General features: G+C 66.8%; 32 protein-coding genes. 10 read left to right on the top strand and 22 right to left on the bottom strand.

What is annotated here, in order from left to right; translation table 11 throughout:
* Window positions 1–168 precede the first annotated feature (168 nt).
* Both EJO71_RS22460 and EJO71_RS22455 read right to left on the bottom strand, forming a co-directional pair.
* Window positions 169–519 carry a hypothetical protein gene (locus EJO71_RS22460; protein WP_125950874.1) on the bottom strand — a complete coding sequence of 117 codons (351 nt, stop codon included), beginning with the start codon at window positions 517–519 and terminating at the stop codon, window positions 169–171.
* Between the two features lie 130 nt (window positions 520–649).
* Window positions 650–1,597, bottom strand: a complete 948-nt coding sequence (locus EJO71_RS22455) for an adenylate/guanylate cyclase domain-containing protein (protein ID WP_125950873.1) — start codon at window positions 1,595–1,597, stop codon at window positions 650–652.
* 357 nt (window positions 1,598–1,954) lie between these two features.
* Between EJO71_RS22455 and EJO71_RS22450 the strand changes: the two genes are divergently transcribed.
* Window positions 1,955–2,290 (top strand): hypothetical protein, encoded by a 336-nt coding sequence (locus EJO71_RS22450; RefSeq protein ID WP_125950872.1) that lies wholly within the window; start codon window positions 1,955–1,957, stop codon window positions 2,288–2,290.
* A gap of 62 nt (window positions 2,291–2,352) precedes the next feature.
* Here EJO71_RS22450 and EJO71_RS22445 read toward each other — a convergent pair whose 3' ends face one another.
* The 8 genes from EJO71_RS22445 to EJO71_RS22410 form a co-directional block, all read right to left on the bottom strand.
* Window positions 2,353–3,321, bottom strand: a complete 969-nt coding sequence (locus tag EJO71_RS22445) for an LD-carboxypeptidase (RefSeq protein ID WP_125950871.1) — start codon at window positions 3,319–3,321, stop codon at window positions 2,353–2,355.
* Window positions 3,318–4,430 carry a tRNA adenosine(34) deaminase TadA gene (gene tadA / locus EJO71_RS22440; protein WP_125950870.1) on the bottom strand — a complete coding sequence of 371 codons (1,113 nt, stop codon included), beginning with the start codon at window positions 4,428–4,430 and terminating at the stop codon, window positions 3,318–3,320. The genes EJO71_RS22445 and tadA overlap by 4 nt, the downstream gene beginning before the upstream one ends.
* Entirely contained in the window at window positions 4,420–4,647 is a 228-nt protein-coding gene (locus EJO71_RS22435) for a hypothetical protein (RefSeq protein ID WP_125950869.1), read from the bottom strand. The genes tadA and EJO71_RS22435 overlap by 11 nt, the downstream gene beginning before the upstream one ends.
* A 1-nt stretch (window position 4,648) precedes the next feature.
* Window positions 4,649–5,293 (bottom strand): FMN-binding negative transcriptional regulator, encoded by a 645-nt coding sequence (locus EJO71_RS22430; protein WP_125950868.1) that lies wholly within the window; start codon window positions 5,291–5,293, stop codon window positions 4,649–4,651.
* 53 nt (window positions 5,294–5,346) lie between these two features.
* Entirely contained in the window at window positions 5,347–6,045 is a 699-nt protein-coding gene (locus EJO71_RS22425) for an ankyrin repeat domain-containing protein (RefSeq protein WP_125950867.1), read from the bottom strand.
* A complete protein-coding gene (locus tag EJO71_RS22420; protein ID WP_125950866.1) occupies window positions 6,045–6,545 on the bottom strand; it encodes a heme-binding protein in 501 nt (166 codons plus the stop codon). The genes EJO71_RS22425 and EJO71_RS22420 overlap by 1 nt, the downstream gene beginning before the upstream one ends.
* 118 nt (window positions 6,546–6,663) lie before the next feature.
* Window positions 6,664–7,305 carry a response regulator gene (locus EJO71_RS22415; RefSeq protein WP_125950865.1) on the bottom strand — a complete coding sequence of 214 codons (642 nt, stop codon included), beginning with the start codon at window positions 7,303–7,305 and terminating at the stop codon, window positions 6,664–6,666.
* A complete protein-coding gene (locus tag EJO71_RS22410) occupies window positions 7,302–8,786 on the bottom strand; it encodes an ATP-binding protein (RefSeq protein ID WP_125950864.1) in 1,485 nt (494 codons plus the stop codon). The genes EJO71_RS22415 and EJO71_RS22410 overlap by 4 nt, the downstream gene beginning before the upstream one ends.
* A 62-nt stretch (window positions 8,787–8,848) precedes the next feature.
* Here EJO71_RS22410 and EJO71_RS22405 point away from each other — a divergent pair, with 62 nt between their 5' ends.
* On the top strand, window positions 8,849–9,931 hold the full coding sequence (locus EJO71_RS22405) for a DUF72 domain-containing protein (RefSeq protein ID WP_125950863.1): 1,083 nt from the start codon (window positions 8,849–8,851) through the stop codon (window positions 9,929–9,931).
* On the opposite strand, the gene EJO71_RS22400 is transcribed toward EJO71_RS22405, so the two are convergent.
* The gene (locus EJO71_RS22400) at window positions 9,928–10,425 is read right to left on the bottom strand and encodes a RidA family protein (RefSeq protein ID WP_125950862.1); all 498 of its coding nucleotides are present in this window, start codon (window positions 10,423–10,425) and stop codon (window positions 9,928–9,930) included. The genes EJO71_RS22405 and EJO71_RS22400 overlap by 4 nt on opposite strands.
* A gap of 86 nt (window positions 10,426–10,511) precedes the next feature.
* Window positions 10,512–11,153: a 2'-5' RNA ligase family protein gene (locus EJO71_RS22395; protein WP_125950861.1), complete on the bottom strand. Its 642-nt coding sequence runs from the start codon at window positions 11,151–11,153 to the stop codon at window positions 10,512–10,514.
* 157 nt (window positions 11,154–11,310) lie between these two features.
* On the opposite strand from EJO71_RS22395, the gene EJO71_RS22390 reads away from it, so the two are divergent.
* A complete protein-coding gene (locus tag EJO71_RS22390) occupies window positions 11,311–11,922 on the top strand; it encodes a porin family protein (RefSeq protein ID WP_164546874.1) in 612 nt (203 codons plus the stop codon).
* Window positions 11,923–11,983: 61 nt separating this feature from the next.
* Here EJO71_RS22390 and guaA read toward each other — a convergent pair whose 3' ends face one another.
* The 4 genes from guaA to guaB form a co-directional block, all read right to left on the bottom strand.
* Window positions 11,984–13,603, bottom strand: a complete 1,620-nt coding sequence (gene guaA, locus EJO71_RS22385; protein WP_125950859.1) for a glutamine-hydrolyzing GMP synthase — start codon at window positions 13,601–13,603, stop codon at window positions 11,984–11,986.
* Window positions 13,604–13,614: 11 nt separating this feature from the next.
* Window positions 13,615–14,034, bottom strand: coding sequence for a type II toxin-antitoxin system VapC family toxin (locus EJO71_RS22380; protein WP_125950984.1), 420 nt, complete (start codon window positions 14,032–14,034; stop codon window positions 13,615–13,617).
* An 11-nt stretch (window positions 14,035–14,045) separates the two neighbouring features.
* Window positions 14,046–14,294, bottom strand: a complete 249-nt coding sequence (locus EJO71_RS22375; protein WP_125950858.1) for a type II toxin-antitoxin system prevent-host-death family antitoxin — start codon at window positions 14,292–14,294, stop codon at window positions 14,046–14,048.
* Window positions 14,295–14,371: 77 nt separating this feature from the next.
* The gene (guaB, locus tag EJO71_RS22370; protein WP_125950857.1) at window positions 14,372–15,841 is read right to left on the bottom strand and encodes an IMP dehydrogenase; all 1,470 of its coding nucleotides are present in this window, start codon (window positions 15,839–15,841) and stop codon (window positions 14,372–14,374) included.
* 129 nt (window positions 15,842–15,970) lie between these two features.
* Between guaB and EJO71_RS22365 the strand changes: the two genes are divergently transcribed.
* Complete coding sequence (locus EJO71_RS22365; protein ID WP_125950856.1) at window positions 15,971–16,504, top strand: DUF4124 domain-containing protein; 534 nt, start codon at window positions 15,971–15,973, stop codon at window positions 16,502–16,504.
* Between the two features lie 3 nt (window positions 16,505–16,507).
* On the opposite strand, the gene EJO71_RS22360 is transcribed toward EJO71_RS22365, so the two are convergent.
* Both EJO71_RS22360 and EJO71_RS22355 read right to left on the bottom strand, forming a co-directional pair.
* Window positions 16,508–16,846 carry an RnfH family protein gene (locus tag EJO71_RS22360; RefSeq protein WP_125950855.1) on the bottom strand — a complete coding sequence of 113 codons (339 nt, stop codon included), beginning with the start codon at window positions 16,844–16,846 and terminating at the stop codon, window positions 16,508–16,510.
* Entirely contained in the window at window positions 16,846–17,292 is a 447-nt protein-coding gene (locus EJO71_RS22355) for a type II toxin-antitoxin system RatA family toxin (RefSeq protein ID WP_125950854.1), read from the bottom strand. Before EJO71_RS22355 ends, EJO71_RS22360 begins: the two co-directional genes overlap by 1 nt.
* Window positions 17,293–17,355: 63 nt before the next feature.
* Here EJO71_RS22355 and smpB point away from each other — a divergent pair, with 63 nt between their 5' ends.
* The 6 genes from smpB to EJO71_RS22325 all read left to right on the top strand — a co-directional run bounded on the left by smpB (window position 17,356) and on the right by EJO71_RS22325 (window position 21,685).
* Window positions 17,356–17,832: an SsrA-binding protein SmpB gene (smpB, locus tag EJO71_RS22350; RefSeq protein WP_125950853.1), complete on the top strand. Its 477-nt coding sequence runs from the start codon at window positions 17,356–17,358 to the stop codon at window positions 17,830–17,832.
* A 98-nt stretch (window positions 17,833–17,930) separates the two neighbouring features.
* Window positions 17,931–18,299, top strand: coding sequence for a hypothetical protein (locus EJO71_RS22345; RefSeq protein ID WP_125950852.1), 369 nt, complete (start codon window positions 17,931–17,933; stop codon window positions 18,297–18,299).
* Window positions 18,300–18,320: 21 nt separating this feature from the next.
* Window positions 18,321–18,836, top strand: coding sequence for an RNA polymerase sigma factor (locus EJO71_RS22340; protein WP_125950851.1), 516 nt, complete (start codon window positions 18,321–18,323; stop codon window positions 18,834–18,836).
* 13 nt (window positions 18,837–18,849) lie between these two features.
* Entirely contained in the window at window positions 18,850–19,683 is an 834-nt protein-coding gene (locus EJO71_RS22335) for an anti-sigma factor (protein WP_125950850.1), read from the top strand.
* Between the two features lie 93 nt (window positions 19,684–19,776).
* Complete coding sequence (locus EJO71_RS22330; RefSeq protein ID WP_125950849.1) at window positions 19,777–20,172, top strand: ATP-binding protein; 396 nt, start codon at window positions 19,777–19,779, stop codon at window positions 20,170–20,172.
* 100 nt (window positions 20,173–20,272) lie between these two features.
* A complete protein-coding gene (locus tag EJO71_RS22325) occupies window positions 20,273–21,685 on the top strand; it encodes a hypothetical protein (protein WP_125950848.1) in 1,413 nt (470 codons plus the stop codon).
* 32 nt (window positions 21,686–21,717) lie between these two features.
* On the opposite strand, the gene EJO71_RS22320 is transcribed toward EJO71_RS22325, so the two are convergent.
* The 4 genes from EJO71_RS22320 to rbfA are packed head-to-tail and all read right to left on the bottom strand — an operon-like array spanning window position 21,718 to window position 25,829.
* On the bottom strand, window positions 21,718–22,635 hold the full coding sequence (locus EJO71_RS22320) for a DMT family transporter (RefSeq protein WP_125950847.1): 918 nt from the start codon (window positions 22,633–22,635) through the stop codon (window positions 21,718–21,720).
* A 25-nt stretch (window positions 22,636–22,660) separates the two neighbouring features.
* Window positions 22,661–24,502 (bottom strand): translational GTPase TypA, encoded by a 1,842-nt coding sequence (typA, locus tag EJO71_RS22315; protein ID WP_125950846.1) that lies wholly within the window; start codon window positions 24,500–24,502, stop codon window positions 22,661–22,663.
* Complete coding sequence (gene truB / locus EJO71_RS22310) at window positions 24,499–25,455, bottom strand: tRNA pseudouridine(55) synthase TruB (protein ID WP_125950845.1); 957 nt, start codon at window positions 25,453–25,455, stop codon at window positions 24,499–24,501. Before truB ends, typA begins: the two co-directional genes overlap by 4 nt.
* Window positions 25,456–25,457: 2 nt before the next feature.
* Window positions 25,458–25,829, bottom strand: a complete 372-nt coding sequence (rbfA, locus tag EJO71_RS22305) for a 30S ribosome-binding factor RbfA (RefSeq protein WP_125950844.1) — start codon at window positions 25,827–25,829, stop codon at window positions 25,458–25,460.
* Between the last annotated feature and the right edge of the window lie 89 nt (window positions 25,830–25,918).

Here is a 25,918-nt window from a genome sequence, read left to right as displayed (position 1 = left end):
CGATCAAGGCAAGCGGCATGCCCTGCAGAAAAGCCATGGAACCGGTGCCCAAGACTGGTCAGGTCACCACAAAAATGTGTGCCAATGTGACTTTTTAGTCACTCCTTGAAACAAAATTGGCATGCCAGAGGGCATGCCAATGCTTCAGAAAACATTCAGGTGACAGTGTCAATCGCGCTCGTCGTCCCAACTGTTCGGCGGACGGTAGGGATAGCCGGGGCCGTAGTAGATGCGTCCGGGCGGCGGGACGTAGATGGGCGCCGGGCGGTAATACACCGGTGGCGGCGGCCGGTAGTAGACCGGCGGCGGCGGTTCGTAATAGATGGGAGCCGGATAGCTGTAGACCGGCGGGGGTGCGTAGTACGGTGCCGGGTAGCCGCCGGCTACATAGCCGGGGGTGCCGATCTGCACCGACCAGCTTCCGCGCGCATTTGCGGCACCTGCCGCCAGCAGCGCACCGGCGACGACGGCACCGATGGTTGCCCACTTGAAAACAGAAGATTGAGGTTTGAGGTTCACGGTGGCTCCAGGGCCAAGGGCGGACAACGCCCAGGTGGATACGCAACGCCCGATGCATCTTCACGGTGCACCCGATGGCATGCGGCATGGTAGCCAAACGTCACCGCCGTGGGCAGTGCCTTTGCCGTGTTCAGCGCGCGATTTCGCGGCGCGACAGCATCACGTCGCCGGTGGTCGTGTTGAAGGCGATGGTCGGCGCGCTGTAGTCGCTCAGCGGTGCGCCCAGGCCAATCTCGCCGCGGCCATGCAGCACGCATTCCTCGCGCCGCAGGGCAATCTCGGTGCTCGGCCCGTCATTGCCGTGGAAGCGCACCCAGGTGCCATAGGTACTGACATCGATCAGCACGCAACTGCCCTGCCGCAATTCGATGCGCGCGTGCAGCCGCGAGACGCGGGGGTCGTTGACCACGAACTGCGCATCGTCGACGCGCCCCAGGTGGATCGGCAGTTCTTCGGTACGGAACATCGACCGCACATCGAGCCAGGCCAGTTCGATCTGGCCGAACGAGGAGTCGGGCATGCGCAAGGGAGCCAGCGCAGCGGGCACCGTGAGGAATGTGGTCACGTCTTCCTGCCAGTCGATCCGGTGCACGACCGACATCTCGCTGCGCCCACGGATGTTGATGAGACCCAGGTCGCGATGCTGCACAGCGCCTTCGCGCAACTGCGAGATGACAGCGGCGGTCACCCAGATCTGGCCCGGGCCGGCCAGGTCGCTCAGCCGCGAGGCGAGGTTGACGGCATCGCCATAGCAGTCGCCCTCGACCTCGACCACCTCTCCGCTGGCCACGCCGATCTGCAACGCCATGCGCAACGGAGCCGGCCATGCAAGCAGTCTCTTCTGGTGATAGCGCTGCAACTCGACAACCGCATGCGTGGCCGCCGCGCCGCTGGTGAAGATGGCGAACACGCCATCACCGAGCGACTTCACCACCCGGCCGCCGTGCGCCTGGCAGACGCCGCCGATCCACTGCGTCAACCGGGTCACGGTCTCGGTGGCACGCGCATTCCCCATGGCCTCGAAGACCCTGGTGCTCCCCGTCAAATCCGCGAATACGACTGTGGAATTGACACCCATACTGTTGTGATTCTCGATTTCTACCGCTGGTTGTAAATGCCCTGGGGCTCCCTGCATTTCCACGCAGACGGTTCCCCTTGTACGCGTCCGTTCGCACTCGAGAGAAACGACCTGCTCACCTTTCATCTCCGATATCCGCCGCCGCAGCGGTATGCATGCAGCGCCGGCGAATGAGCAGATGCAAAGACTCAGCCATTAATTTGTAGTACTTTGGAAAACAAAATTCAATTACTAGTACAAACGATGAGCAAAGCCTGTTGTTTGCAAACAAGAAACATCGTTTCGGATCTTGTGGAATGGTTAACTGAGGCTTAAGGTAGCGGCCGTTCTCGCTTCCGGCAATACGCTTTCAGTCCCATGCTCTTCCGCCGCATCCTTCGTCTGCTGAACGTAACCGGCTTCGGATCCCGTCAGGCGACGGAGAGCCAACTCGGTCGCATTCGTACCGCGATGCTGTCGGTGCTCCAGGGTCACGGCGGTCATTCGGTCCAGCGTATCAGTCAGCGCGTGCGTTTCGCGGCAGACGTAGAAGCACTCTGGTACCTCCGGCAGGACGTGATGATGGCCCTGAGCGCCATCGACGGCGAGACCGCCGCACGCCGGCAAATGAAAGCCATCAACAGCATGTTCAAAGGTGGATTGCCTGGTTCGATGGGGCCTCGGGCGCACCAGCGCTTTACCCAAAGCAAATGAAACAACGACGGCCCCAGGGGCCGTTTTTCATATTTAACGTTTAATTCTCTTTGTGTCCCGAATCAATGGACGTGATGATGGTCATGTCCATGATGGTCGTCATGAGCGGACGCATGTCGATGGCCCCAAACGAGAAAAATATCACGCCCTTCAGCTGCCATCGATACCTTCGCACCCACGGGCAGTAACACCTTCGTATGCACATGGCCGAACGGCAGACCCGCAAGCACGGGCACCTTGAGCGATGAACGCAGCCGGTCGATCACCGAGTTCAAGCCGAAACCGCGGTCATAGCCCGGCACCTTGCGTATGCCCGTGAACTGCCCGAACACGATGGCGCGCTGACGCGCCAGCACGCCGGCCATCTTCAACTGGTCGAGCATGCGTTCGATGCGGTACGGGTGCTCGTTGACGTCCTCGATGAAGAGCACGCCCTTGTCCACTGACGGAAAGTACGGCGTGCCGAGCAAGCTGGCGAGCACGCAGAGGTTGCCGCCCCACAGTACCGCGTCTTGCACCGGCTTGAACTTCAGGTCGGCGTCGCGCGCCGGCATGCGCCAGCCGGTGCCTTCGCCCTGCCCTGTCAGGAGGTCGTCGAAGCAGGCTTCCATGATGTCGTCGGGGCCGCCTTCGGCGCCGAAGTCTTCACCGACGGCTGGGCCCGACCAGGTCACGACACCGGTCTTGACCAGCAGTGCGTTCTGCAGCGCGGTGAAGTCGCTGCAGCCGACGAACTCGGTGCCCTTCTCGATCGCCTTGGCCAGGGCCTTGTACGGAATGGCATCGAGGATGCGCGTGAGGCCATAGCCACCGCGTGCAATGAGCGCCACGTCCGCGCCGCTCGCGGCAGCGCGCGAGATCGCGGCGAGCCGCGTGGCGTCGTCACCCGCAAAGCGCTGATGCGCCGAGAGCGCCGCGTCGTCGACTTCGACTTCATGACCCAGAGCCTTGAGCCGCTTCACGCCGCGCCGGAAAGCGGCCTTGTCGCGGACCGCGCTGGAGGGAGAGTAGATGTAGATGTGTTTGGTCACGCGGTCGAGTATCCCATTGCGTTTCTCACTTGCAGCACGAATGTTCGGGCCTGCCCGGGCGTCGGTCCCGAGGAAGTGGCGACAGGTCCGAGCGCGCGCAGCGCTGCTTCGTAGCCCCGGTCGGGGAATGGTGCGCGCCACGCATCCGCGATTCGCTCCTGCCCCTCGGGCGCGACGAGCGTCGTCACGAAACGTCCGGGCGCGGCGGCCACCAGCAACGCGGCCAGGTCCGCGCCAGCCGCACTGTGCACGAGCACCATCGGCGTCGGATCGGTTTGCACGCGGTCCAGCCATTCGAGCAGCACGTCGCGATGCCATTCGAGCCGATGCGGCGCTTCGCGCTTGGGCTTGTCGCTCTTTCCGAGGCCGATCAGGTCGGGCACCAGCGTGCGCACACCGGGCAGGCCCACGAGATGCCGGAAGAAGTAGCCCCACTCGCCGGGCCCATGCAGGCAGAGGCAGCAGGCGGCGTCATCGCCTTCATCGACGTAGTGCATGCGCCAGCCCTGCTGGCTCGGCAGGTCCTGCACGTAGCGCGGCGTGAAGTCGTAGCCGGACAGCGCGTCGAAACGCTCGGGTGGCGTGCGCAACGCGTCGTCGCGCAAGGGCTCGGCCTGCGCGCGTGCGGCGCTTCGCCGTTGCTGGAAGAAAGCCTGCAGCACCGCGGCGCACTCCTGCGCCAGCACCCCGCCCTGCACCTGCGTGCGGTGGTTCAGCCGCGGCTCGGCGAAAAGGTCGAGCACCGAGCCGGCCGCGCCGGTCTTCGGATCGGCGGCGCCGTACACCACGCGCGCCAGGCGCGAATGCAGCATCGCCCCGGAGCACATCGCGCACGGTTCGAGCGTGACGAACAGCTCGCAGCCGTCGAGCCGGTAGTTGCCGAGCGCCGCAGCACCGGCGCGCAACGCATTGATTTCCGCATGCGCGCTCGGATCGTGCTGTGCGACCGGCGTGTTGCGGCCCGTCGCGATCAGCCGGCCGTCCTTGACCAGCACCGCGCCCACCGGCACCTCGCCAGCGTCGGCCGCGAGCCGCGCCTCGGCGAGCGCGAGCGTCATCCAGTGCGCATCGTCGTGCGTCACGGGCGACGGATTCGGCTCAGTTGTCATCGGGCATCTGCCGCGTCTTCGCGGCTGCGTCCAGCGCCTCCTTGACCTGCTGCTGAACCTGCTGCGCCTGGTCGCGCACATTCACCGGCGCATCGCCGGCGGCCGGTGCGGCCACGGCCGGCCGCGCGGAAGAAGCCATGCCCGTCATCTGCTTCTTCACGAGCAGCCCGACGATCACCAGCGCCAGCACGAGGCCGATCAGGCCAAGCCCTCGCATCTCAGCGGCCCTCCGCCACGGGAGCCTCGGCGGTCATGCCCAAGCGGTCCATCCATGCGGCGAGCGCCTGCTCGTCCGGCGTGCCCTCGCTGTAGACCGCATGCATCGCGGCATGCGATTCGCGCCGGTGCTGGTTGAGCTTGATCTTGCACTGCAGCGCCGTCACGCGCAGCTCGAAGCCCACGATGCCTGCCAGCATCTTGAGCTGGAATTCCTCGCCCAAGTCGCGCCACTGCTGCGCGTAGGCCGGCTCGTGGTCTTCGATGAGCTTCTTGAGCAGCACGTCCTTGTCCGACGGCTCCTCGATCAGCCGGGCCTCGACGGTGCAGTGCACCGCCAGGTAGTTCCAGGTCGGCACGCGGGCCAGGTCGGGATAGACCGAGGGCGACAGGTACGAATGCGGTCCGAGAAAGGTGACCGCCGCCCGGGGCCTGGCCTGCAGATAGCGCCAGTGCGGATTGGGCTTGGCGCAATGTCCCCAAAGCACCAGTTCGCCGCCCGGGTGCTGTTCAGCCACCAGCGGAAGATGCGTGACGTACGGCAGTCCGTCGTCGTCGTTCGATATCAGGCTCGCGAACGGGTGCGAGCGCATCAGTTCCAGCGCGATGGCTGGGTCCTTGGCATTGAACTGCGGGGGCATGTACATGGGGCTTCTTCCTCGTGGAACCTCGTGGCGAGGCCCCATTCTCCCCGAGCAGCCTACTTTGCGCGCGCTGCCTCGATCAGCTTGACCATGGCGGTGTAGCCGCGTGCCTTCGCAAGCTGCAGCGGCGTGTTGCCCTGGCGGTCGGCCAGCTTGAGACTGGCTCCCGCGTCGATCAACGCCGCCAGCGTGCGCTGGTGGCGCGGACCGCCGTCGCCGAGCACGATGGATTCGATCACCGCCGTCCAGTGCAGGTTGTTGACGTGATCGAGCGGCGCACCGGCGGCGATCAGCCTGCGCACGACCTCGTCGTGCCCGAGGTGCGCAGCCGCGATGAGCGCGGTGCCGTCGTAGCGGCTCGTGGTCTGCCCGGCCTTGGCGCCGAGCGAGAGCAGCACCGAAAGCGTCGCGGCGTCGTCGGCCACCGAAGCGATGGTGACGGCGTCATAGCGGTCGTCCTCGAGCAGGTCGAGGTTGGCGCCAGCCTTGGCCAGCAGCTTGATCGCCTCGCGCTGCCTTGCGAATGTGGCAACGTGCAGCGGCGTGCGACCTCGCGCGTCGCGTGCATCGAGGTTCGCTCCTGAAGCGATCAGCGCCTTCAGCTTCTGCAGGTCGCCATGCCAGGCGGCCTGGTGCAGCCCTTCGAAGGCAAGCACCTCGGCCGCCAGCGGCGGCACCTGGGCAAGCGCACCGACCGGCACGCCCAACCCGAGCGCGACCGCCAGCACACCCGACCAGATACCGCGCGCCATCATCAGAGCAGGCCCTTGACCTTCTCGAGCGCCGCGTTGGCGCACTGCTCGTCTAGGTGGCCGCCGGGCGCGCCGCCCACGCCCACCGCGCCGATCACTTCATTGCCCGACTTGACCGGCACGCCGCCGCCCAGCAGCAGGAAGCCCGGCAGGTACACCAGGTTCGCCGCGCCCGGGTTCTTCTGCGCGCCTTCCATCATGGCCTGCGTGGGGCTCTTGGCCGAAGCCGAAGTCCAGGCCTTGCGCTCGCTCGATGCCAGCGTGTGGGGGCCGGCGTTGTCGGCGCGCTGCACGGCACGCACGGTGCCGGCGCGGTCGACCACGGTGGCCGCCACGTTGTAGCCGTTGGTCGCGCAGGCCGCCACGGCTTCGGCCGCGATCTGGTTGGCCAGCGCGAGCGACATGTTCTTTTCGGTGCGCACCGCGGATGCGGACGTCTGGGCATGGGCTGCGGAGGCTGCGAGCAGAACGGCGATGGCGCCGAGGCGAAGGGTGGATTGCATTGTTGGTTCTCTCCAGTGGATGAAGGTTGTTGCGCCGGCCCTTGCCGACGGCTGCGCCACTGTAGAAAACACAGCCCGCGACGGCCATTCGTACGGCTACGCGCGCCGCTCCGTAGTTCTACGGAGCGCTGCCGTCCATCAGCACGGCGTAGCGCCGGATCAGCTGCGCGAGCGAATCGCAGTCGAGCTTGGCGAACAGGTTGGCGCGGTGCGTCTCGACCGTGCGCGGCGACAGCGCCAGCGTGCGCGCGATCTCCTTGTTGGTGAGCCCCTGGACGATGAAGGCCAGCACCTCGCGCTCGCGCTCCGACAGCTGCGCCACCCGCTCGCGCGCGGCGTTGTCGGCCTGCGAGCGCTCGCGCGAACGCACGTGCTGGCGCACGGCCTGCTGCAGCGCTTCGAGCAGCTGCTCGTCGTCCACCGGCTTCTCGAGGAACTCGGCCGCGCCGGCCTTGAAGGCGCGGCGGCACATCTCGACCGTGCCATGGCCCGTCAGCATGATCACCGGCTGGTCGACGCCCTGCGCCATCAGCCGGTCGAGCACCGTGAGCCCGCTGATGCCGGGCATGCGCACGTCGAGCACGATGGCGCCGACGCTCGCGCGGTCGAAGCCGTCGATGAAAGCTTGCGGATCGGCCCAGGCCTGCACGCGCAGGCCGACCGTGCCGATCAGCAGCGAAAGGCTGTCGCGCACCGCCTGGTCGTCGTCGATCAGGTGAATCAGCGGCGATTGCGGCTGATGGGTGTTCGGAATGCTCATGAAGACGATGCGACGAGAGGCAGCAGCAAGGTAAAGCGTGCGCCGCGCGGCGAGGCATTGGCCGCGCTCAGGCTGCCGCCCATGCCGCCGGCCAGCGTTTCGCTGAGGCTCAGGCCGAGGCCCAGGCCGCCTTCGCGCGTGCTGAAGAAAGGCTCGAAGAGACGCGGCAGCGCTTCGGGGGCGATGCCGCGTCCGTTGTCGGTCACGGTCAGCACGCCTTCCTGCCCGTTGCGGCCGACCGACACGACGAGGCGCCGCTCGGCAGCCGGCACGAGGTCGAGCGCCTGCAGCGCGTTCATCAGCAGGTTGTGCACGATCTGCTCGAGCGCCACCGCCTCAGCCTGCACGCGAACCGGCGCCTGCGCGGCGGCGTCGAACTGCGCGTTGATCGCGTGCTTCGCAAACTCCGGCGCCAGCAGGTGCATGGCGCTGCGCACCACTTCCTGCAGCACCAGCGGCTTCGTGTCGCTGCCCGATTCCGGCCGCTCGATCACGCGGCGCAGTCGCCCCACCACGCCGGCCGCGCAGCGCGCCTGCTCGGCCGCATGCCCCATCGCTTCACGCGCCGTGGCGAGGTCGGGCGGCTCGTCGTCGAGCAGGCGGCGCGCTGCCTGCGTGTTGGCCAGCACCGCCGTGAGCGGCTGGTTGAGTTCGTGCGCGAGGCCGGCCGAGAGTTCGCCCAGTGCGTTGAGCCGCGCGACCTGTCCGAGCCGCAGCAATTCTTCGGCCCGCCGCCGCGCGACGCGTTGCCGCTGCGCGGCCCACAGGCCCGCCATCAGCACCGCCATTGCCGCTGCCCAGCCTGCGATGCCACGCCACGGCAGTTCGCCCCAGCCCACCTGCCGCTCGGCCACGAGATCGAAGGGTTGGCTCGGCGATGCCAGCGCCTTTGTCAGCCCGAAGCGCCAGCCATTGGCGCTCGCGGCCAGCGTGCCAGGTTGCAGCACCAGTTGCTGCCCGTCGCGCTGCAGGCTCAGCCGCACCGGGCTGCGCTGCGGGTTCATCGGCCAGTCGCGCCACGGAACGGAGCCGGCCAGGTCGATGTCGAGCGCGTAGCTGAACGGCGTGGCGCCGATCACAAGCACGTAGCGGCCGTGGGCCAGGTCGAGCGTGGCCAGTTCCGCGCGCTGCAGGCTGCGCGAGCGTGCCTCGGCCGCGGCCAGTACGCCGGCCTGGGCGCCGTCTGCCCATGGCTCGTCGCGTTCGCGCCGCTGCACGCGCAGGATCGACGAATAGACCGAGGGCAGGCGCTGCTCGGGATGGTCCGCGCCCGTGCTGGGCTCCAGCAGCGCGAGCGTGGCCAGCACCGCGTCGTACTGCACCATCTGCTGGCTCATGAGGCGGTGCGCGATGCGCACGTCGGTCTCGAAGTCCTGGTGCATCTGCGCCAGCTCCGCGCGCGCGATCCAGACCGCGCCCACGGCGGTGAGCGCCAGCCATGCCAGCCACCAACCACCTTGAGCTCGCAACCACTGTTTCATGGCGCGGATTGTGCCCGCCGCGGCGAGCCCGTCCGGCGTTGGCCGAGAATGCGGGCCCAGACATGGCTGAAGTACAGGACTCTCTTTTCCCCGATCTGCCGCCGCCCGATGGCGGAAGCGCGGCCACACCGTCTACTCTGAAGGCGCCGGCCGAGCCGCCTGCGAAAAGGAAATCGCGCACCGGCACGGTCGAGCCCGCGCCCACCGATCCGGAGCTGGTCGAACTGGCCTCGGCGTTGCCACCCAACCTGCGGCTCGGCACTTCGTCGTGGAGCTACCCAGGCTGGGCCAATCTGGTGTGGGACGGCGAGTACGCCGAGAGCGTGCTGTCGAAGAACGGACTCGCCGCGCTCGCCAGACACCCGCTGTTCCGCACCGTGAGCGTGGACCGCAACTTCTATCGCGCCCTCACCGCCAGCCAGTACGCGCGCTACGCGGCCATGGTGCCCGACGACTTCCGCTTCATCGTGAAGGCGCCGAGCCTGGTGACCGACGCCACGGTGCGCGACGAAAGCGGCCGGGGCATGCAGGCCAATCCCGTGTTCCTTAGCAGCGAGATCGCACGGCAGGAGTTCGTGCTGCCCGCGATCGAGGGGCTGGGCCATCGCATCGGCGTGCTGGTGTTCCAGCTGAGCCCGATCCCCGGGCACATCCTGGCCGACCAGCCCGCCCTGCTCGCGCGCATTGCGGCAATGCTGGAATCGCTGCCCGACCTCGCATCGGTTGCGCCCGACGCGGTGATCGCCGTCGAGGTGCGCGACCCGCAGTTGCTGAACCCCGCCTTCGCCGAAATGCTGCGCAGCGTGGGCGCCACCTTCTGCATGGGCCTGCACGCCAAGATGCCGCCCATCGAAGACCAGTTGCCGATGCTGCGCGCGCTGTGGCCGGGGCCGCTGGTGTGCCGCTGGAACCTGCACCGGCGCCACGGCCGCTTCGGCTACGAAGACGCGGAGAAGCTCTACGGCCCCTTCGACAAGATCGTCGATCCCGATCCCGAGACGCGCGCTGCGCTCGCCAAGGTGATCGCAGGCACCACCCGGGCGGGCCAGAACGCCTTCGTCACCGTGAGCAACAACGCAGAGGGATGCGCGCCGCTGACCATTGCGCAGCTGGCGCGGGACCTGGTGGGCCTCGCGTCGCGCTAGCCGATGTTCTGCTTGGCGGCGACGGTCATCTCGACCTCGACCGTCGCATTCTTCGGCAGCGCATAGACGCCGACTGCCGTGCGCACGTGCACGCCGGCCTCGCCGAACACGCGGTGCAGCAGGTCGGATGCGGCATCGGCCACTTCGCTTTGCTGTGTGAAATCGGCCGTGCACTGCACGAACACTCCCACGCGCAGAACCTTCTCGACGGCATCGAGCGAACCGAGCGCGCGCCGCAGCAACGTGAGGCTGCGCAGTGCGCAGATCTGCGCGCCCTCGCGTGCCTTGTCGAGCGACACCGCGTCGCCCACGCGGCCGGTGACCATCACCGTCGTGCCCACGCGCGGCACCTGGCCGCTGAGATAGATGGTGCGGCCGTCGCGCACCAGCGACGCGTAGTGGCCGCCGGCGACGATCTCGCCGTCGAAGCTGTGGCCGAGCTCTGCTGCAATCTGGTCGGCGATCTGGTCCCGGGTCTTTTCTGCTGTCGTCATGTCGTTTCCGTGAAAGAGAAAGGCATTGTCATCAGCTGTTCCGCATCGAAACAGATACAGAAGGCGCCGATACGAGGCAGAACAGTTCAGGCCGTCGAAAGATCCGATGCGACATCGGGCCAGCGGCCCAACACTTCATGGACGCCCTCGCCCAGGTGGCTGTCGATCAGCACCAGCGAAGCCGCCGACCACCGGACCGGCGCTTCGAGCGCATGCTTCTCCAGCTTGCGCCGCGCATAGGCCACGGTCATGTGCGGCGTGAACGAACGCGGAGGTTTCAGGCCGGCATCGGCAAGTGCCTCACCCAGGCGCTGCCTGAAAACCTTGAGCGCCGAAACGCCCTCGTCATCGTCGGCGCACAACACGAGCGCTCCCTTCGTGTAGCTCATGGCCTTCTCGAAGACGACGTCGAATGCAGGAGCCGCCAACGATGCAGCGGCTTTCGAGGCCAGCGCGATCCTGTCGGCCGGCACGCTTGCCGGGTAGTCGCCCAGATCGAACAGCGTGACATGAAGGCGATGCGCGCCGACCAGTGTCCCTTTCAATGCGTGCTGCGAATTCATGCGCTCGCCAAGCGCGGCAATCGAAGCTGCGTCATGCGAACCGGGAACGATGGCGAAGAAGAGAGAGTGTTCGGGCACTGGCGTCACACGACGCGCCTTGCCCCTTGGACGTGGCAGAGGTCTCGGCGGAGGCTCGATACCTGGAAGAAGAAGCTGTTCTGACATGCCTCGATCATCGCCCATGGGCAGGGCTCTTCATCTGCTCTTCAGCAAGCACCAAGCTGACCTTCAGGCTGGCTTTCGAGAATCGTCTCACGCTGGTGGTACTGCAATACGCAGCCACCTGACGGATCGATCTCAACCATCCAACCAGGAAATCATCTTGAAGAAAACGCAAGCCTGCACCGTCCTTGCAGCAGCCCTTTTGCTCGGCGCCATCTCCACCGCAGCCAGCGCCGCCGGCCCCAACCAGGACTCCGGAATCTACGTGGGCGGCGCCATCGGCCGTTCGAGCTACAGCCTCTCTTCGTCCAACCGCGTGCCCGTGCCGTGGGGCGGCGAGAAGAGCAGCAAGAGCGGCACGGCCTACAAGCTGTACGGCGGCTATCGCTTCACGGAAACCTTCGGCGTGGAAGCCGGCTATGCACGCCTCGGCCGCGTGAGCCAATGGAGCTCGAACGGTGCCTACTCGCGCCTGCAGGCCGGCACCGGCCAGGTCTTCTACGCGGCGGCCACCGCCCGCCTGCCGCTGGGCGAATCCTTCGCCCTCAACGGCCGCCTCGGCGTGGCGCGCGGACGCATCTCCGGCGACAGCAACTGGCTGGCACCCAACCAGCGCATCTCGGGCAGCTCGACGGGCATGATGGTGGGCTTCGGTGCCGAGTACCGCATGACCCAGAACCTGTCGATCACCGCGGACTACGACTACTTCGGCAAGCTGTCGAAGCAGGCGAAGGGCGGGATGGTGACGGTGGGCTTGAAGGCGAGCTTCTGATCACTGCCTTCTGACGCCACGGCAACGCGTCCCGCTCATGCGGGACGCGTTGCGTCGTTCATCACTCCCACTCGATCGTCGCCGGCGGCTTGCTCGACACGTCGTAGGTCACGCGGTTGATACCGCGCACTTCGTTGATGATGCGGCCCGACACCTTCTTCAGCAGCGCATACGGTAGCTCTGCCCAGTCGGCGGTCATGAAGTCGCTGGTCTGCACGGCGCGCAGTGCCACCACGTAGTCGTAGGTGCGGCCATCGCCCATCACACCCACGCTCTTCACCGGCAGGAACACGGTGAAGGCCTGGCTCGTGAGGTCGTACCAGGTCTTGCCCGTGGCCTCGTCGGTGAAGTTGCGCAGCTCCTCGATGAAGATCGCATCGGCGCGGCGCAGCAGGTCGGCGTATTCCTTCTTCACCTCGCCGAGGATGCGCACGCCCAGGCCCGGGCCGGGGAACGGGTGGCGATACACCATCTCGGGCGGCAGGCCGAGCGCCACGCCGAGTTCGCGCACTTCGTCCTTGAACAGGTCGCGCAGCGGCTCGAGCAGCTTCAAGCCCAGCTGTTCGGGCAGGCCACCCACGTTGTGGTGGCTCTTGATGGTGACGGCCTTCTTGCTCTTGGCACCACCCGACTCGATGACGTCGGGGTAGATGGTGCCCTGCGCCAGGAAGGTCGCGCCCTTGTGGCCGCCGTCGCCGGCCTTGAGCTTCGCGGCTTCCTGCTTGAACACGGTGACGAACTCGCCGCCGATGATCTTGCGCTTGGCTTCCGGGTCGCTCACGCCGGCGAGCTTGCCGAGGAACAGCTCGCTGGCATCGACGCGGATCACCTTCGCGTGCAGCTTGCCCTCGAACATCTCCATGACCATGTCGCCCTCGTTCAGGCGCAGCAGGCCGTGGTCGACGAACACGCAGGTCAGCTGGTCGCCGATGGCGCGGTGGATGAGCGCGGCGGCCACGCTCGAATCGACACCGCCCGAAAGGCCGAGGATGACTTCCTCGTCGCCCACCTGTTCGCGGATCTTCTCGACGGCTTCCGCGATGTGGTCGCGCATGACCCAGTCGGGCTTCGCGCCGCAGATGCCGAGCACGAAGCGCTCGAGGATTGCCTTGCCCTGCACGGTGTGCGTGACTTCAGGGTGGAACTGCACCGCGTAGTAGCGGCGCGCCTCGTCGGCCATGCCGGCGATGGGGCAGCTGTCGGTGCTGGCCATGAGCTTGAAGCCCGGCGGCAGCTCGGTGACCTTGTCGCCGTGGCTCATCCACACGTTGAGCATGCCGTGACCTTCGGGCGTGGTGAAGTCGGCGATGTCCTTCAGCAGCGCGGTGTGCCCATGGGCACGCACGGCCGCGAAGCCGAACTCGCGCTTGTGGCCGCCCTCGACCTTGCCGCCGAGCTGGTGGGCCATGGTCTGCATGCCGTAGCAGATGCCGAGCACGGGCACGCCCAGGTCGAACACGGCCTGCGGGGCCTTGTCGGTGGTTTCCTCATACACGCTGGCGTGGCTGCCGGAGAGGATCACGCCCTTGAGGTGGCCGTCGGCGGCGTATTCGCGCACCCATTCGTCGGTGACGTCGCAGGGATGCACTTCGCTCAGCACGTGGGCTTCGCGCACGCGGCGTGCGATGAGCTGCGTGACTTGCGAGCCGAAGTCGAGGATGAGGATCTTGTCGTGTTGCATGGCGAAAGGACTCAGAGCGTTGAAATGTCGAACAGCTTGACGCCTGCTTGCGGCGCCGCCTTGATGAGTTGCTCGTCGAAGGTGGCGAGCGGGAGATTGAGCGACTTGGCGAGCCAGAGATAGCCCGCGTCGTAGAGAGACACACCGGCGTCGATGGCGACGGCAAGCACGGCCTTGTGCTGGGCCGGTGCGAGCTCGTGCAGCTCGACGCGATGGCGGATTGCATCGAGCACGCTCCACAGCCCTTCGACTGCGGACGAGGGAATGCGGCCGCTGCGCACGCCGTTGGCGAGGATGTTGGCGCACTCCCACTGCCAGGCGTTGGGCGCCTGCGGCTCCACCTCGTCGCGGCGGATGGCGGCGTAGAGCTTGCGCGTGTGTTCGCTGGCCATGTCGGGCAGCAGCCAGGCGGCGGTGACGGAAGCGTCCATGACGAAGGCTGTCACGATTGGCGCCCTTCGTCGAGCAATGCGCGCACGGGCTGGCCCGGCTGGATGGTGGCGTGCAGCGCTTCGATCTGGCCCAGTTCGCGCTCGATCTGCTCGTCGGTGATGACCGGCTTGCGGCGCACCGGCAGCATGCGCACGACTTCCTTGCCGTGGCGGGTGATGCGAACCTCCTCGCCCTTTTCGACGAGGTCGATCAGGGCCGAGAAGTTGTTCTTGGCTTCAGCGATGCCGATGGATTGCATTTGGGCCAGAAATTTTGAATCTGGCCCAAATTCTAAACCCAGTCTGGCCTGACTTTCAAGGTCTGGCCAGATTGGGCTTATTCGGCACGGTAGTTCGGCGCTTCCTTGGTGATCTGCACGTCGTGGACGTGGCTCTCGCGGATACCGGCCGTGGTGATCTCGACGAACTCGGCCCGGTTCTGCATGTCCTCGATGGTCGCGCAGCCGCAGTAGCCCATGCTGGCACGCACGCCGCCGGCCATCTGGTAGACGATGGAGACGATCGAGCCCTTGTAGGGCACGCGGCCCTCGATGCCCTCGGGCACGAGCTTGTCGGTGTTGGGGTTGCCGGTGGTCGATTCCTGGAAGTACCGGTCGGCACTGCCCTGCTGCATCGCGCCGATGGAGCCCATGCCGCGGTAGCTCTTGTAGCTGCGGCCCTGGTACAGCACGATTTCACCCGGCGCCTCTTCGGTGCCGGCGAACATGCTGCCCATCATGACGGTGCTGGCGCCGGCCGCGATGGCCTTGGCGATGTCGCCCGAGTAACGCACGCCGCCGTCGGAAATCAGCGGAACGCCCGTGCCCTGCAGCGCGGTGGCGACGCTGTCGACCGCCATGATCTGCGGCACGCCCACGCCAGCCACGATGCGGGTGGTGCAGATGGAGCCAGGGCCGATACCGACCTTGACCGCGTCGGCGCCGGCGTCGGCCAGTGCGCGCGCCGCGTCGCCGGTGGCGATGTTGCCGCCGATCACGTCGACCTGCGGATAGTTCTTCTTGACCCAGCGCACGCGCTCGATCACGCCGGCGCTGTGGCCGTGGGCGGTGTCGACCACGATGGCGTCGACGCCGGCCTTCACCAGCGCCTCGACGCGCTCCTCGGTGCCGTCACCCACGCCGACGGCGGCGCCCACGCGCAGGCGGCCGTTGGCGTCGCGTGCGGCGTTGGGGAAGCTGGTCTGCTTGGTGATGTCCTTGACGGTGATGAGGCCCTTGAGCTCCCAGTCGCCGTTGATGACGAGCAGGCGTTCGAGCTTGTGCTTGTTCAGCAGCGCCTTGGCCTCGGCCAGCGTGGTGCCGTCGGGCACGGTGATGAGCTTTTCGCGCCGCGTCATGATTTCGCTCACTGGCACGTCGTAGCGGTTCTCGAAGCGCAGGTCGCGCCCCGTGACGATGCCGACCACCTTGCCGGCGTCGACCACCGGGAAGCCCGAGATGCCGAGCTGGTCCGACAGGGCCATCACCTGCCGCACCGAGTGCGTCGGCGTGATCACCACCGGATCGCGCAGCACGCCCGACTCGTAGCGCTTCACGCGGGCCACTTCGGCGGCCTGCTGCTGCGCGGTGAGGTTCTTGTGCACGATCCCGATGCCGCCTTCCTGCGCGATGGCGATCGCGAGGCGGGCTTCGGTCACGGTGTCCATGGCCGCAGAGACGAGCGGCAGGTTCAGCGTGATGTTGCGGGAGAATTTGGTGGCGAGGGAGGTGTCCTTGGGCAGGACCTGGGAGAACGCTGGCACCAACAACACGTCGTCGAAGGTGAGCGCTTTGCCGAGAAGGCGCATGGGTGAAGCTCCAAAAGACGGATTGTAACGAGGCCTCCGGCCGGTTTGCCGGCCCAGGGCCATTTCCGGACGTTGCAAAACCACCCAACCCGGATGTTGCAAAAAGTAAGGCCCGGCTAAACTTCGGGGATGAAATTCGTGCACTGGCTGGTAATGGGATGTGTCGTTGCGCTGCCGCTCTCGGCGAGCGCCCAATGGCAATGGCTCGACAAGAACGGCAAGAAGGTCTTCAGCGATCAGGCGCCGCCGCCCGATGTGCCCGAGAAGAACATCCTGCGCCGCGTAGGCCCGCCGCCAGCCGCGCGATCGACCGCGAACCCGAACGTCGACGCACCGCCCGCGGAAGGCACGCCGGCCGAGGCAGCCGCACCGGCCAAGACCGCAGGAGCAGCGCCCAAGCCGACCGGTGTCGACAAGGAACTCGAGGAAAAGACCAAGAAGGCCGAAGCCGAACAGAAGGCCAAGCAGGCTGCGGAAGAGGCCAAAATCGCGAAGGCCAAGGCCGACAACTGCGCCCTCGCCCGTCAGAGCAAGGCCACGGTCGACAGCGGCATCCGCATCGCGAAGGTCAATGCCAAGGGCGAGCGCGAGATCATGGACGACGCTGCCCGTGCCGCCGAGCAGAAGCGCATTCAGGGCGTCATCGACAGCGACTGCAAGTAGCGGTCAGTAGCCGGCCTTGCCGCCTTTGCGGCGGTTCGCGAACAGGCCGGTTCCCTTCGAGCCCTGGCGCTGGAAGCGCTCCCGGCGCGCCACCTTGGGGTCCACCGCGAGGGGGCGGCACAGCTCGATGCGGTCGCCGTCCTTCAGGGCCTGATCCCATTCGACAGCCTTGCCCCAGATGCCCGGCGTCATGGCGTGGCGCCAATCCAGATCCGGAAATCGCTGCGAAAGGTCGCTGGCACGAACCGCATCGACCAGCGTGGAATCGGGCGGGAGGCGCAGCACCTGCTCGAACACCTCGCGCGCCGCGGGCGAGCAGCTCAGCGTGACCTCGATGGTCATCAGGGTGAACCGTAGACCTGCTCGGCGCGCTTGACGAAGGCCTCGACCAGGCTCGAGGCGATGGTGTCGAACACGGGACCCACGAGCGCCTGCAGGGCGAAGTTGGTGAAGCCGTAGCTCAGGTGCAGCTCGACGCGGCAGGCGCGTTCGCCCTCTTCTCCCACGGGCGTGAACTTCCACTTGCCGTCGAGGTTGGAGAAGGGCCCGTCGACCAGCTTCAGCTGCACCTCGCGCCCCGGAACGTGGGTGTTGCGGGTGGTGAAGCTCTGGTGCAGGCCGGCGAATGCCAGGCCGACTTCGGCCGTCATGCCGGCCTCGTCCTCCTCGATGACGCGGGACTTGTCGCACCACGGAAGAAACTGCGGATACTTGGCCACATCGGTGACGAGCGCATACATCTCTTCGGCGCTGTACCAGATGAGGACGGACTTGTTGACTGTTTTCATAGAATCGGCACAGCGTGCGCGACGGATTGTATTGAAGCCATGCAGCCCCCATATCTCCGAGTCATGGCCACCAAGAAACAAGATACCTCCTCCCGCATCGCCGACAACAAGAAGGCCGCGTACAACTATTTCTTCGAAGAGCGCTTCGAGGCCGGCATGGTCCTGGAAGGCTGGGAAGTCAAGTCGCTGCGCGAAGGCAAGGTGCAGCTCACCGACGGCTACGTGGTGATCCGCAACGGTGAACTCTTCGTGCTGGGCTGCCAGATCAACCCGCTCAAGAGCGCGTCCACCCACGTCAACCCCGACTCGATCCGCACCAAGAAGCTGCTGCTGAAGAAGGACGAAATCCGCCGCCTGATCGGCAAAGTCGAGCAGAAGGGCTACACGCTGGTGCCGCTCAACCTGCACTGGAAAGCCGGCAAGGTGAAGTGCGAGATCGCGCTCGCCAAGGGCAAGGCCGAGCACGACAAGCGCGACACCATCAAGGACCGCGAAGGCAAGCGCGAGGTCGAACGCGCGATGAAGAGCCGCAACCGCTGAAGAATCTTTTTTGCGGACGATGGAATAAAAGCCGCGCCGCGGGCGTTTGTGCGGTTGTCACCGGAGCACCGGTGTCGCCACCAACAAGGAGTTTTTCCATGTCGCCTTTCCGCGCATCTTCCGCCGTCCTGCTGAGCGCCGTTCTCGCGCTCCCTGCCTTCGCCCAGCCCAAGCCCGCCGACGGCGCGCTCGTCGGCCCCAACGGCATGACGCTCTACACATTCGACAAGGACACGGCAGGCAACGGCAAGTCGGTCTGCAACGGTGGCTGCGCCACCAACTGGCCGCCCTTCATGGCTGCCGACGGCGACAAGCCGAGCGGCGACTTCAGCATCGTCACCCGCGACGACGGCAAGAAGCAGTGGGCCTCCAAGGGCTGGCCGCTGTACTACTGGGCCAAGGACGCCAAGCCCGGAGACAAGACCGGCGACGGCGTCAACGGCACCTGGAAGACCGCAAAGCCCTGATCGACCGGCCCGCCAAGCCCCATGGACGCCCGCCTGCTGGTCGAGCACATCCCGAGCCTGCGCCGCTACGCGCGGGCACTCACGGGCAATGCCTGGGCGGCAGACGACCTGGTGCAGGACACGCTGGAGCGCGCCTGCAGCAAGTGGCGTCTGTGGGTGGTGGGCAGCGACCTGCGCGCATGGCTCTTCACCGTCATGCACAACATCTTCGCGAGCCAGGTGCGGCGTACGCCGCCGCCGCATGCCGTGGTGCCGATCGACGAGGTGGCGCACGAGGTACAGGGCGTCGCCGACCCCGGCCGCGATCAGGGCACCAGCCTCGACCTGCAGCGCTGCCTGATGCAGTTGCCTGACGAACAGCGTGCCGTGCTGCTGCTCGTGACGCTCGAGGACCTGTCGTACGCGGAAGTCGCCAAGGTGCTCGGTGTTCCCGTCGGCACGGTGATGTCGCGCCTGTCACGCGCCCGCGTCCGGCTGCAGGAGCTGCTGGATGGCGCGTCAGCTCCCGTGCGCCCCGGCCTGCGCCGCCTCAAATGAAATCCGCAGCATCATGAACCGCCCCACCCCGCCCCCCACCGATGACGAGCTGCACGCCTGGATCGATGGCCAGCTGCCCGCGGACCGCCACGGCGCGGTCGAGGAGGCCATCGCCAACGATCCCGCCGTTGCGGCCAGGGTGGCGGCCTGGCATACGCAGCGCGACGCCCTGCGGCGGCTGCACGGCGGGTTGCTCTCCGAACCGGTTCCCGCCGCCCTGATGGGCGCGCTCGATCGCGGCCTGCCGCGAACGGCGCGGCGAGTGTCTTGGCTGCGCTGGGGAGGCATGGCGGCCGGCCTGCTGATCGCCTTCGCCACCGGATGGCTCGGAAATGCGCAATGGACCCGGGGGGCTGCGCCACCCGGTGGCGCGCAGCTGGCTCGTACGCCAGCCGTGCGCGAGTTCGTGCACGACGCGTCGATGGCACACGCCGTCTACGCACCGGAGAAGAGGCATCCCGTCGAAGTGGCCGCATCCGAGCAGCAGCATCTCGTGCAATGGCTCTCCAGGCGTCTCGATCGGCCGCTGAAGGTGCCTGACCTCTCCAGCCAGGGCTACACCCTTGTCGGTGGCCGCCTGCTGCCGGGAGAAACCGGCGCACGCGCCCAGTTCATGTTCGAGGACGCCGCGGGCGAGCGCGTGACGCTCTACATCGGCACCCTCGACGCCCGGACTGCCGGCGCGAATGCACCCGCCGCCAGCGAAACCGCCTTCCGCTTCGCTTCCGAAGGCCCCGTGCCCAGCTTCTACTGGGTGGACCAGGGCTTCGGCTACGCCATAGCCGGCAAGCTGCCGCGCGACCTTTTGCTCAAACTTGCGACGCTGGCCTACCGCGATCTGTCTTGATGACCGCATAAACTGCCGGCTCGCGCAATCATCCTGCCCGGACTCTCGTCGCCCGGCTTGTTTTCGCGATTTTTCAACTGAAGGAGAAACTGCATGAAATTGCTCAGCGCCTCGATCCTCGCGGCGGCTCTGCTTGCCGGCTGCGGCAGCATGTCCAACAAGACCGCCAGCGCGCCCGACACCCCCACCCGCACCGCCGACGGCGTGCTGGTCGGACCGGCCGGGATGACGCTGTACACCTTCAACAAGGACACCGCCGGAGCCGGCACCTCCGCCTGCAACGCCCAGTGCGCCGCCAACTGGCCCGCACTCGGCGTGGCCGATGCCGCCAAGCCCATCGGCGCCTACACCATCATCATTCGCGAAGACGGCAAGCGCCAATGGGCCTACAAGGGCTGGCCGCTGTACTACTGGGCCAAGGACGCCAAGCCCGGCGACAAGACCGGCGACGGCGTGGCGAACGGCGCCTGGAAAGTCGCCCGTCCCTGATCCCTTGCGGACCTGACACCGAAACGCCGGCACCCGCCGGCGTTTTTTCTTGCCGGTTTTCCCGCTGCGGGGCCGGCACCACCCACGGCAGAATCCCCGCATGACCTCTGACGCCAATCCGGACGCGTTCCTCGCGCTGCTGACCCAGGGCCTGATCAGCGAGGCGCAGCACGACGCCGCGCGTGCCCATCCCGAGGCAGCCGCCCTTCCCCCGCTCCCGGGCCCAGCCCACGCACTCGCGTGGATGCGCGTGCGCGGCCTGGTCACGGAAGACGAGCAGAACGCGGCGCTCGACAGGATCGCCGATGACGCGCCTCACGCGGACGACGCGGCCGATACCGCGATCGATGCCGACGATCTGGTCGAGCTGGCCCAACAAGGCATCACGCACGAGGCCATCGAGGCGCTCTTCAACGACGGCCTCATCGACGCCGAAACGCGCGACATGGCCCTGGTCGAAACGCCCGTCGCAGGCACCGTGGCTGCCGCACCGGTGGCCACGCTGGCCTGGCTTGCGACCGAGGGTCCGCTCGAAAGGGAACGCTTCGATGCCCTGCGCGCCCAGGTCGCCGCCGAGCCGGCCTTTGCCATGGCGGCCGAGCGCGCACGCATCGTGGCCGAGGCGCAAGCCCTGATCGAAGCCGACGAGCAGGCCGTCAAGGCATGGCAGGCCAGCGCCCAGCGCAGCCGCCGCATCGGCGCGTGGAAGTTCATCGTCGCCGTGGCCGTGATCGGCGGCGGGCTCGGCTGGTACGCGTTCGCCCCTGCCAGCGTGCCTGCTTGCGACGCCGCTTCCACGCGCAAGACGCTCGACAGCCTCATGCGCCGCGTGGCCATGGACGTGCGAATGCGCCATCTCGACCCGAACGGCGGCGCCGTGATCGAGACGCCCTCCGTCGGCAGCATGCGCGAGGTCGGCTATCGCAAGCCGGAACGCGTGCGCGGCTGCGTGGCAGTGATGACGCGAGGCGACAGCAGGGAATCGATGGCCTACACCATCGGCCCCACCGAGCCGAAGAGCGACGAGATGGTGGTGCGCGGCGCGGACATCGCCATCGTCGAGGCCCGATTCGGGCACCTCGACGCCGACGGCAGACCGCTCTACAACGCCGAGCCCATTGGCCGCGAGGCGATGGAGAAAGCCTTCCGCGAAGGCGCAGCGCCGCTGACTGCCGCCCCTTCCATGCGCACGCGTCCTCGCAACGACTCGGGCCTGGTGCGCAAGGACCCGAACCGTTCGCGCGAGATCGCAGAAATCGAGCCCACGGGCCCCTGCCGCAAGCTGGACGACGGCGCGGGCCATGCCTGCCCGCTGGTCATCGAATACAACGACAACCTGCTGGGCGCCCTCACGGGTGGTGACACCTCGCTGCCGGTGACCGGCGAATTCACCTTCGTGGAAGACAACGGCAGCTGGCGCGTCAGCGACGACTTTCCGAAGACCTTCGTTCGCAGGGTGCTCGAAGCCCGCCTGAGCAGCATGGGCGTCACCGACGCGGCCTTGCCGCAATAGGACACGCGCCGGTCAACCGGTCGAGAGGGGCTTCAGTGTGCGCCCGGCACCGCGGTATCGGCGACCGTGGTGCGTCGCCCGCGCAGTGCCAGCAGTTCGTTGAAGACCAGCGCCCCGATGACCAGCGTCCCGCCGGTGAGCACGCTCGGCGCAGGCTGCTCGCCCGCGCCGATCCAGGCCAGCGCGATGCCGAAGATCACCTCCAGCAAGGCCAGTAGCGCGACTTCAGGCGCCTTCAGCACCTGGGCGCACAGCACCGAGAGAACGCAGGGAATGGCGAGCTGGAACACGCCCAGGAAAGCCAGCAGCCCAAGGTCGCTCGCGCTCGCGCGGAACGGCCAGGCAAAAGGCAGAGTGAAGAGCGCAGTGAGCACCGCGCCGATGAGCACTGCGGGCACCAGGTCCACCTTGTGACCCTTCGCCTGGGCGTGCTGCACGACGGTCCAGTTGGCCGCGCCGGCCAACGGCACGCACAGCGCCAGCAGCGTGCCGGCCAGCGAACCGCCTCCGCCCTGCATCAGCTGCGTGCCGTACATCCAGCCGATGCCCGCACCCGCAACCACGATCGCCAGCCAGGTGCGCGCAGGCAGCCTGTGCCCGATGAAGAAACGCGCCGCGAGCGCCGTGAACAACGGCCCGAGCGACATCGTGACGAGCACGCTGGCCGTCGAAGCCAGCGTGAGCGCGACCATGAAGGCCGTGAACATCACGGCCCAGCAGACGCCCGAGATCCAGAGTTCACGCCCGCCGGTGCGCAATTGGGAAAACACCGCGCGCCCCCGCCAGAGCGGCAAGATCACCAGCAGCGCCAGCGTCGTGAAGAGGCTGCGCCAGAAGGTGATCTCGAAGCTGTGCGCCTGCTCGAGGTGCCGTGTGACGACGCCCGCCGTGCCCCACATCAGGGTCACGACGACCATCAGCCAGACGGCGACGCCGTGCGTCAGGCGCATGGAAAAAGCAGGAAAGCGGAAGCGATCAGCTTTGCTGCATCGGGTCGCGGCTGGCGCGCTTGCGCTCGTGTTCCTTCAGGAAACGCTTGCGCAGGCGCACGCTCTTGGGCGTGATCTCGACCAGTTCGTCGTCCTCGATGAATTCCACGCCGTATTCGAGCGTGAGTTCGATCGGGGGCGTGATCTTGATCGCGTCTTCCTTGCCCGAGACGCGGAAGTTGGTCAGCTGCTTGGTACGCGTGGCGTTCACCACCAGATCGTTGTCGCGGCTGTGGATGCCGACGATCATGCCTTCGTACACCGGATCGTTCGCCTTCACGAACATGCGGCCGCGGTCGTCCAGCTTGCCCAGGGCGTAGGTGAAGATTTCACCGTCGTCCATGGAGATCAGCACGCCGTTCTTGCGGCCGCCGATGTCGCCCTTGTGCGGCTCGTAGCTGTCGAAGATGTTGCTGATGAGGCCCGAGCCGCGCGTCAGGTTCAGGAACTCGTTCGTGAAGCCGATCAGGCCACGCGCCGGAATGCGGTATTCGAGGCGCACGCGGCCACGGCCGTCCGGTTCCATGTTGACGAGTTCGCCCTTGCGCTCGCCCAGTGCCTGCATCACGCCGCCCTGGTGGTTTTCCTCGATGTCGGCCGTCACCAGCTCGATGGGCTCGTTGCGCACGCCGTCGATCTCGCGGAACACCACGCGCGGCTTCGACACGGCCATTTCGTAGCCTTCGCGGCGCATGTTTTCCAGCAGGATGGTCAGGTGCAGTTCACCGCGGCCCATCACTTCGAACACGCCTTCCTCGTCGGTCTCGTTCACGCGCAGCGCGACGTTGTGCTGCAGCTCTTTCTGCAGGCGGTCCCAGATCTGGCGGCTGGTGACGAACTTGCCTTCGCGGCCGGCCAGCGGGCTGGTGTTGACGCAGAAATTCATCGTCAGCGTCGGCTCATCGACCTTCAGCATCGGCAGCGGCGCCGGGTTGGCCGGGTCGGTGATGGTGACGCCGATGCCGACGTCGGCAATGCCGTTGATCAGCACGATCTCGCCCGGGCCGGCTTCGGTGGCCTGCACGCGGTCCAGGCCCTGGAAGGTCAGCACCTGGTTGACGCGGCCCTTGATGGACTTGCCGTCCGGACCTTCCATGACGACCACGTCCATCATGGGCTTCAGCGTGCCCTGGCTGATGCGGCCCACGCCGATTCGACCGACGAAGGTCGAGAAGTCGAGCGCGGAAATCTGCAGCTGCAGCGGCGCGGCGGGGTCACCCTTCTGCGACGGCACGTGCTTCAGGATGGTGTCGAATAGGGCCGACATGTCGGGGCCCCACTGCTCGCCCTGGGCACCTTCTTCCATCGACGACCAGCCGTTGATGCCCGAGGCGTACACCACGGGGAAGTCGAGCTGTTCGTCGGTCGCGCCGAGCTTGTCGAACAGGTCGAAGGCGGCATTGACCACCTTGTCGGGGTTTGCGCCCGGCTTGTCGACCTTGTTCACCACGACGATGGGCTTCAGGCCCAGCGCCAGCGCCTTCTTGGTCACGAAGCGCGTCTGCGGCATCGGGCCTTCCTGCGCGTCGATCAGCAGCAGCACGCCGTCGACCATCGACAGCGCACGCTCCACTTCACCGCCGAAGTCCGCGTGGCCGGGGGTGTCGACGATGTTGATGTGCGTGCCCTTCCAGCTCACGGCGCAGTTCTTGGCCAGGATGGTGATGCCGCGCTCTTTTTCGATCGCGTTGTTGTCCATCACCGTGTCGACCACTTTCTCGTGCTCGGCGAAGGTGCCCGACTGGCGCAGCAATTGGTCGACCATCGTGGTCTTGCCATGGTCAACGTGGGCAATGATGGCGATATTGCGGATTTGCTTGGTACTCATGGTGTCGCTTCGGTCTGTTGTGCGTTCAAAAGAATTTGCTGGATTTCGATGGGGTTCAGCAAGCGCCCCGGAATCAGTTCGCCGGCAGCGACGTGGGCCGTGCCGAGGAAAGCGGGCGGCTCGGCACCGAAGACGGCAACCTCGCCCGCATCGGCCCAGGCTCCGCGGCGGCGCAGGCCGGAAAGAAAGCGTGCTGCATCTTCCGTGCCCAGCGTGACGCGGCTGTGGCCGTCGACCAGGGCTTCGGCCGGCAGGAGCTGCGCCAGGCGCCCTTCCTCGTCCATGGCTTCGAGCGCTTCGAGCGTGATGCACCGGGCTTCGACGAAACCGCCCGTAGCGGTGCGGCGCAGCGAGGTCAGGTGCGCGCCGCAACCCAGCGCCTCGCCGATGTCTTCGCCCAGGGTGCGGATATAGGTGCCCTTGCTCACGGAGGCCAGGATGCGGATGGTATCGGCCCCGACGGCGCGGATTTCGAGCTTGTGGATCACCACGTCGCGCGGCGCCCGTTCGACTTCCACGCCTTCGCGGGCGTACTCGTAGAGCGCCTTGCCGTCCTTCTTGAGCGCGCTGTGCATCGGCGGCACCTGGCGGATCGGGCCGGTGAACTGCGCCTCGACGCGCGCCAGGTCTTCAGGCGTGACATGCACCGGCCGCTCGGCGATCACCTCACCCTCGGCATCGCCGGTGGAGGTCTTCACACCCAGGCGGGCCGTGGCTTCGTAGGTCTTGTCGGCATCCAGGTGCAGCTGGCTGAACTTGGTGGCCGCGCCGAAACACAGGGGCAGGACGCCGGTGGCGAGCGGATCGAGCGTGCCGGTATGGCCCGCCTTCTCGGCACGCAGCAACCACTTGGCCTTCTGCAAGGCCTGGTTGCTGGAGAGCCCCAGCGGTTTGTCGAGCAGCAACACCCCATGCACAGGGCGCCGCTGCACCCGTGTGCGTGGCGCGTTCATGGCTAGTCGTCTTTCGAGCGCGAAGCGACGGCTTGTGCGATGAGCGCGTTCATGTCGGCCGCACGCTCGGTGGTGCGGTCGAACATGAAGTGCAGCGTGGGCACGGTGTGAATGTGCAGGCGCTTGAACAGGCCGTTGCGCAGGAAGCCTGCGGCCTGGTTCAGCGCCTCGGTGGTCTCGGCCACGTCGCCCGTGAGCAGGCTGAAGAAGACCTTCGCGTGCGCATAGTCGGGCGTGACCTCGACGGCCTGGATCGTGACCATGCCCACGCGCGGGTCCTTCAACTCGCGCGCGATCAACTCCGTCAGATCACGCTGGATCTGATCGGCGACCTTGAAGGCGCGGTTGGGAGTAGCTGCTTTTTTCTTGGGCATTTGATCAATCACTAGCGTCGCGAGATCGGGCTCAGTGCAAGGCGCGCCGTCGCAGACAGTACTTCAGTACGGCAAGACGGCTGCAACGC

The organism is Variovorax sp. 679, assembly GCF_003952185.1.
Classification (GTDB): Bacteria; Pseudomonadota; Gammaproteobacteria; order Burkholderiales; family Burkholderiaceae_C; genus Variovorax.
Note: the sequence above shows the minus strand (reverse complement) of the source record. Positions and strands in the feature narration are given on the sequence as shown.